5 protein-coding genes are annotated in these 6745 nt (G+C 72.0%); 2 read left to right on the top strand and 3 right to left on the bottom strand.

What is annotated here, in order from left to right; all coding sequences use genetic code 11:
• The first annotated feature begins 535 nt into the window (after window positions 1–535).
• Together ACWDAK_RS24880 and ptsP are read left to right on the top strand one after the other, a co-directional pair.
• A complete protein-coding gene (locus ACWDAK_RS24880; protein ID WP_344640025.1) occupies window positions 536–985 on the top strand; it encodes a PTS sugar transporter subunit IIA in 450 nt (149 codons plus the stop codon).
• A gap of 183 nt (window positions 986–1168) precedes the next feature.
• Complete coding sequence (ptsP, locus tag ACWDAK_RS24875; protein ID WP_344640026.1) at window positions 1169–2839, top strand: phosphoenolpyruvate--protein phosphotransferase; 1671 nt, start codon at window positions 1169–1171, stop codon at window positions 2837–2839.
• Window positions 2840–2899: 60 nt separating this feature from the next.
• On the opposite strand, the gene ACWDAK_RS24870 is transcribed toward ptsP, so the two are convergent.
• The 3 genes from ACWDAK_RS24870 to ACWDAK_RS24860 form a co-directional block, all read right to left on the bottom strand.
• Entirely contained in the window at window positions 2900–4918 is a 2019-nt protein-coding gene (locus tag ACWDAK_RS24870) for an acetoacetate--CoA ligase (RefSeq protein WP_344640027.1), read from the bottom strand.
• A 149-nt stretch (window positions 4919–5067) separates the two neighbouring features.
• On the bottom strand, window positions 5068–5625 hold the full coding sequence (locus ACWDAK_RS24865; protein ID WP_344640028.1) for an NUDIX domain-containing protein: 558 nt from the start codon (window positions 5623–5625) through the stop codon (window positions 5068–5070).
• A complete protein-coding gene (locus ACWDAK_RS24860) occupies window positions 5622–6644 on the bottom strand; it encodes an NUDIX hydrolase (protein WP_344640029.1) in 1023 nt (340 codons plus the stop codon). Before ACWDAK_RS24860 ends, ACWDAK_RS24865 begins: the two co-directional genes overlap by 4 nt.
• Between the last annotated feature and the right edge of the window lie 101 nt (window positions 6645–6745).

The following is a 6745-nucleotide window of genomic DNA, read 5'->3' as shown; positions in this document are numbered from 1 at the left end:
TGGCACGCTGTTGAGTTCTCAAGGAACGGACGCTTCCTTCGGACCGCCTTCCAGCGGAACCTCCGGGCGCTTCGTTCTTTCGTGTTTCCAGCTTAGCAGATCCGTTTTCCTGGCGTTGACCAGGTGTTTACCGATCTGACTTGCTCCGTTCACCGCTGAAGCGCGGCGACCTGAGCAACAATAGCCGCTTCTGGCGCCAGCGCCTAATCGGGACGCGGCCACTGTCACCCGATCGGATGCGGGGCGCCCGCCCGAGGCACCGGTCGCCACGATCGTCGGGGGCCGCCCGCATGCCGTAGAGTGCGGCGCATTGGGCAAGAGGACTAGACCACTTGAGTTCGCGGGGATCGTCGCCGTCTGGGCTGCGGGCCGGTCTCATCGGTGTGGTGCCCGGCCGACGGCCGGGCGGGACACCGCTGTTTCCACCCGCGAGACTCTTGCGATATGTCCCAACTTGGCATGATTTACGCTTCAGTCGATGTCTCCGTCGCTGCCCGCGGCGGCACGATGTGCTCCGTACTTGGGAGGCTCCACCATGACCACTGTGACCTCACCGCTGGCCGGTCGCGCTGTCGGGCTGGCCAATGTGCCCGACCCCGTTTTCGCCGGCGCCATGGTGGGTCCCGGCACCGCCGTCGACCCGGTGCGGGAGCCCACTGCGGCGGTGGCGCCGGTGGACGGTCTGGTGGTGTCGATGCACCCGCACGCGTTCGTGGTGATGGATGCGGACGGCCACGGCGTGCTGGTCCATCTCGGGATCGACACCGTGCAGCTGAACGGCGAGGGCTTCGAGCTACTGGTCAGCAAGGGCGACCAGGTGAAGCGTGGTCAGCCGGTCATCAAGTGGGACCCGGCGGCCGTCGAGGCGGCGGGCAAGTCCCCGATCTCGCCGATCGTCGCGCTGGAGGCGTCCGCCGAGCAGCTCGGTGAGGTTGTCGAGAGCGGTGAGGTCGCCATCGGCGGCGAGCTGTTCACCTGGAACTGATTCCGGGTACACGCGCACCGTGCGCCGTCCCTCCAGCTCGTGTGGGACGGCGCACCGCACTATCGGGCCGCGGAGCGGCCACCACCCGTAGTGACCCCAGAGACGGACGAGCCCGGTCCGGTCCCGACGAGTGCCAGCAGGAGTGGCGCGTGGCCGGATTGCGGGTGAAAGGAACTCACGAAGATGGAACAGGCACTGCGCGGCGTAGGCGTCAGCCATGGTGTCGCGATCGGCCAGGTCCGGCACATGGGTACTGCGGCTCTCGAACCGCCCGCCACTCAGATTCCGACCGAGGAAGCGCCGCGTGAGCAGGCTCGTGCGCAGGCGGCCGTGGACGCGGTGGCGGCGGATCTGATCGCTCGTGGCAACCTGGCCGGTGGCGAGGCCCAGGCCGTGCTGGAGGCGCAGGCGCTGATGGCGCAGGATCCCGAGCTGATGGCCGACGTCAGCCGGCGGATCGCGGTCGGCAGCAGTGCGGAGCGCGCGGTGTACGACGCCTTCGCCGCGTACCGGGCGCTGTTGTCGGCGGCGGGTGACTACCTGGCCGGGCGGGTCGCCGACCTGGACGACGTCCGCAACCGGATCGTCGCCCGGCTGATGGGTGTGCCGATGCCGGGCGTGCCGGACAGCGACGAGCCGTACGTGTTGTTCGCCCGGGACCTCGCGCCGGCCGACACCGCCTTGCTGGACCCGACGCTGGTGCTCGGTTTCGTGACCGAGGAGGGCGGGCCGACCAGCCACAGTGCAATTCTGGCGCGGGCCATGGGAGTTCCGGCCGTCGTCGCGCTGCCGGGTGCGACCGGACTCGCCGAGGGCCGGCTGGTGGCGGTGGACGGCAGCACCGGCGAAGTGCTGGTCGACCCGTCCGAGGAGAAGCAGGCTGAGCTGCGGAAGACCGCGGCCGAGCGGAAGGCCGCGATGGCGGCCTCGTCCGGTCCGGGGCAGACCTCCGACGGGCACAAGGTGCCGCTGCTCGCCAACGTCGGTGGGCCGGCAGACCTGCCGGCCGCGCTGGAAGCGGGTGCGGAGGGGGTCGGACTGTTCCGCACCGAGTTCCTGTTCCTCGACGACTCGGCGAAGGCGCCGAGCGAGGAGAAGCAGGTCGAGGCCTACCGCAAGGTGCTGGAGGCCTTCCCGGAGAGCCGGGTCGTGGTGCGGGTGCTGGATGCCGGCGCGGACAAGCCACTGGACTTCCTGACCCCCGCGGACGAGCCGAACCCGGCGCTGGGTGTGCGCGGCCTGCGTACGTTGCTGGACCACCCCGAGGTGCTGCGGGGCCAGCTCCGGGCGCTGGCCAAGGCTGCCGAGGGTCTGCCGGTGCACCTTGAGGTGATGGCGCCGATGGTGGCCGACCGGCTGGACGCCAAGGCGTTCGCCGAGGCCTGCCGGGAGGCCGGGCTGGCGGCCAAGTTCGGTGCGATGGTGGAGATTCCGTCGGCTGCGCTGCGGGCCCGCTCGATCCTGCAGGAGGTCGAGTTCCTGTCGCTGGGGACCAACGACCTTGCGCAGTACACCTTTGCGGCCGACCGTCAGGTGGGTGCGCTGGCGCGGCTGCAGGACCCGTGGCAGCCGGCGCTGCTCGACCTGATCGCCGCCGCCGCGGACGCGGGCCGGGCCACCGGCAAGAGCTGCGGTGTCTGCGGTGAGGCCGCGTCCGACCCGCTGCTGGCCTGTGTGCTGACCGGTCTCGGAGTGACCAGCCTGTCGATGGGTGCGGCGTCGATCCCGTATGTGCGCACCGCACTGGCCAAGTACACGCTGGCACAGTGCCGGCGGGCGGCCGAGGCGGCGCGGGCCGCCGACACCGCCGAGGAGGCGCGGGCCGCGGCGCAGCAGGTGCTGTCCGGCGAATGAGGTGAGCGGTGAGAGGTGCGCCCCTGGTGAGGGGCGCACCTCTCACGTCGCGAGGTGCGGTCAGGCCCGGCGTTCGCGGCCGAGGGTCTCGAAGAAGCGCAGGTGGTCGAGGTTGTCGACGGAGCCGGGGTTGACCGCCTGGTCGAGGGGGGTGCCGGAGAGCAGTCGCTTGACCGGGACCTCGATCCGCTTGCCGGTGAGGGTGTGCGGGAGGCCCTTGACCGCGATGACCTCGTCGGGGACGTGGCGCGGGGAGAGCTGTTCACGCAGGGAGGTGCGGATGCGGGTGCGGAGGGCGTCGTCGAGTTCGGCGCCGGGGGCGAGGACGACGAAGAGCGGCATCCAGTAGCCGCCGTCGGCTTCCTCCAGGCCGATGACCAGGGATTCGGCGATCTCGGGCAGGCGCTCGACGACCTCGTAGATGTCCGAGGAGCCCATCCGGACTCCCTGGCGGTTGAGGGTGGAGTCGGAGCGGCCGTGGATGACGACGGTGCCGCGGGAGGTGGTGGTGATCCAGTCGCCGTGGCGCCAGACGCCCGGGTACATGTCGAAGTAACTGTCTTGGTAGCGGCGGCCGTCGAGGTCGTTCCAGAAGCCGGTGGGCATGGACGGGAGCGGCTTGGTGACGACCAGTTCGCCGACCTGGTCGGTGTGGGGGTGCCCCTGGACGTCCCAGGACTCGACGGCGGCGCCCAGGCAGGGGGCCTGGATCTCGCCGAGGTACACCGGGAGGGTGGGGACGCCGCCGACGAAGCAGCTGCAGATGTCGGTGCCGCCGCTGACGGAGGCGAGCCAGACGTCCTGCTTGACCTCGTCGTAGATCCACTGGAAGCCGTCGGGCGGAAGCGGGGAGCCGGTGGTGCCGACGCAGCGCACCGCGCCGAGGTCGAGGTCGCGGCCGGGGTGCAGTCCCGCCTTGCGGCTGGCGATCACGTAGGCGGCGGAGGTACCGAGGACGGTGGCGCGGGTCCGGGCGGCAACGGACCAGAGGGCTCCGGTGTCGGGGTGGCCGGGGCTGCCGTCGTAGGTGACGATCGTGGATCCGACCAGGAGACCGGCGACGAGGAAGTTCCACATCATCCAGCCGGTGGAGGTGTACCAGAGGAAGCGGTCCTCGGGGGTGAGGTCGAGGTGCAGGGCGGCCTGCTTGAGGTGTTCGACGAGGATGCCGCCCTGGCTCTGGACGATGGCCTTGGGGAGGCCGGTGGTGCCGGACGAGTAGAGCACCCAGAGCGGGTGGTCGAAGGGGACCTGTTCGAAGACGGGCGCGGTGTCGGCGCCGACCAGGCCGTCCCAGTGGAGGGCGCCTTCCGGGGCCGGGGCGCCGAGCAGCGGGACGTGTACGACGGCGCGCAGGGTGGGGAGTTCACGGCGGAGTTCAGCGACGACCTCGGTGCGGTCGTGGTCCTTGCCGCCGTAGTGGTAGCCGTCGACGGTGAACAGGACCACCGGCTCGATCTGCTGGAGGCGGTCGAGGACGCTGCGGGCGCCGAAGTCGGGGGCGCAGGAAGTCCAGACGGCGCCGACGGCGGCGGTGGCCAGCAGGGCGACCACGGCCTGCGGGATGTTTGGCAGGTACGCGCCGACGCGGTCACCGGGGCGGACGCCCTGGGCGCGGAGGGCCTCGGCGAGGGAGGCGACCTGGCGGCGCAGCTCGGCCCAGCTGAGTTCGGTGGGCTGCTCGGTGGTCTCGTCGAGGTGGAGGATCGCCGGGCGGTCGGCGTGGGCCGGGTCGTCCGCGTAACGGAGGGCGTGCTCGGCGTAGTTGAGGCGGGCGCCGGGGAACCAGCGGGCGCCGGGCATGGATCGGCCGGCGAGGACGGTGTCGGGTGCGGTGGAGAATCGGACGTCGAACCACTGCGTGACGGCCGTCCAGAAGCGTTCCAGGTCTTCGGTGGACCAGGTGTGCAGGGCAGCATAGCGGGCGGCGGCCTGGGCGTCGTCGGTGGTCGGGGCGAGGGGCCCGGCCGGGGCGCCGTGGTGCTCGGCGGCCCAGGTCTGGAAGGCCACCAGCTGGGTGCCGGCGGCGCGAGCGGGGTCGGGCCGCCAGAGGGGCTGGTCCTGGGTGGGGGTGCTCACGGTGGTCTCCCGGCCGGGGGTGGGGACGGGGGTGCTCGTGGCGGATCCCGTCCGGCTGGCACTGACGGTGCAGACCATGCCATGTGATCGTCGGCTGCGCCAGGTCTCCTGGGCAGCAGTCAGTGGTGCGGGGGTCGGGACGGGCCGGGTCAGAGGTGGGCGTAGGCGCCCTGGAACCAGGCCGTGGAGACTCGGGTGTGGAAGGGGAAGGCGAGTTGGACGGGCGCGGGTATCAGCTGCCAGCCGTCCGTCTCGTCGGTGGGTTCGGAGGGCGGCAGGTCGGCGAGGTCGCGTGCGGGCAGCAGGCCGAAGAGGCAGAGGAAGCCGCCGGCCCGGTCGGAGTCGGTGGCGACCAGGGTGATCTGCTCGGCCTCGGCCACGATGCCGGTCTCCTCGCGGAGTTCGCGTACGCAGGCCTGCTGCCAGCTCTCGCCGTAGTCCACGTAGCCGCCGGGGAGGGCGAGTTTGCCGTAGCCGGGCTCGATGGTGCGGCGGATGACGGTCAGGGCCTGGCCGTCGGCGGTGCTGACGGGGAGCAGGGTGACCACGACGGGCAGCGGGTTGCGGTAGCTGATCTCACCGCAGCCCGGGCAGGTGCGGGGCCAGGCGACGGTGCCGGCCGGGTAGGCCGTGCCGCACCAGTGGCAGTGCGTGCCCGGACCGAAGGGCCGGCGTTCGGCGGGGTGGTCGGCCTGCTGAGTGGTCATGGGGTGGATGGTAGTGGCCCGGGGTGGCCCGCGGACCCGGGTGCGGCCGGTTCGCCCTCGCGGGTGGGGCGGAGCAGCGGTGGGTGGAGGTACTGGGCGTCGCCGGAGCGGTAGCAGCGGGCCCGGGGGCCGCCGCGGGCCCCGCCGCGATCGGCGGTGGTGCCGGTGCCCTCGACGAAACCGGGGACGGAGAGGACCTTGCGGTGGAAGTTGCCCGGGTGGAGCTTCTCGTCCCATACCGCCTCGTAGACGGCGCGCAGCTCGGGGATGGTGAAGTCGTGGCCGAGGAAGGCGGTGGCCAGTGGGCTGTACTCGAGCTTGGCGCGGGCGCGGTCCAGGCCGTCGGAGAGGATGCGGGCGTGGTCGAAGGCGAGGGCGATGGCGGTGCCCTCGGCCGGGTCGGTGCCCTGGGATGCGGTGGTGTCCTCGCCGGCGGTGGGGCACTCGGTCGTGGTGGTGCTGTCCCTGGCGGCCCGGGCGGTCGTCGGGGTGGTGGAGCGGGCCCCGACCCGTCCGCCGACGCCACCCCCGTGGGCCTCGGCGGACGGGCCGGAGGCCCGGGTGGCAGCGAGGTCGACCGAGTCGACCCCGTGCCATGCGGCGGCTGCCGCGTCGGTGCCGGCCTGGGGGGCCGGCAGGTCAGGGGCGAAGGCCAGGTACGCGACCGAGACGACGTGCATCCGTGGGTCGCGGCCCGGGTCTCCGTAGGTACCGAGCTGTTCCAGGTGGATCCGGCCCAGTGCGGTGCCCGGGTCGGTGCCGAGCCGTAGGCCCGTCTCCTCGGCGAGTTCGCGGACCGCGGCCTGCTCCAGGCTCTCCTTGCCGGCGCGGAGGAAGCCGCCGGGTAGTGCCCAGCAGCCCTGGAAGGGCGGCTCACCGCGTCGGACGAGCAGGACGTGCAGCCTGCCCTGGCTCAAGGTCAGCGCGACGACGTCGACGGTGACGGCAATCGGCGGGTAGGCGGACGGTTGGTAGGCCGCCAACCACTGCTGCTCCGTTGCCACTGGTGGTGTTGACATGCCGCGCCTCCCCCCGGGGAACCGGTCGTTCTCCGACTGAGCAGAACCTAGCGCACGGCTCTGACAACCGGCCAACGGTTTTCGTGCCGGGGGATGCCGGC

The organism is Kitasatospora sp. NPDC001175 (assembly GCF_053598215.1).
This window is presented reverse-complemented; position numbering and strand designations above follow the sequence as displayed.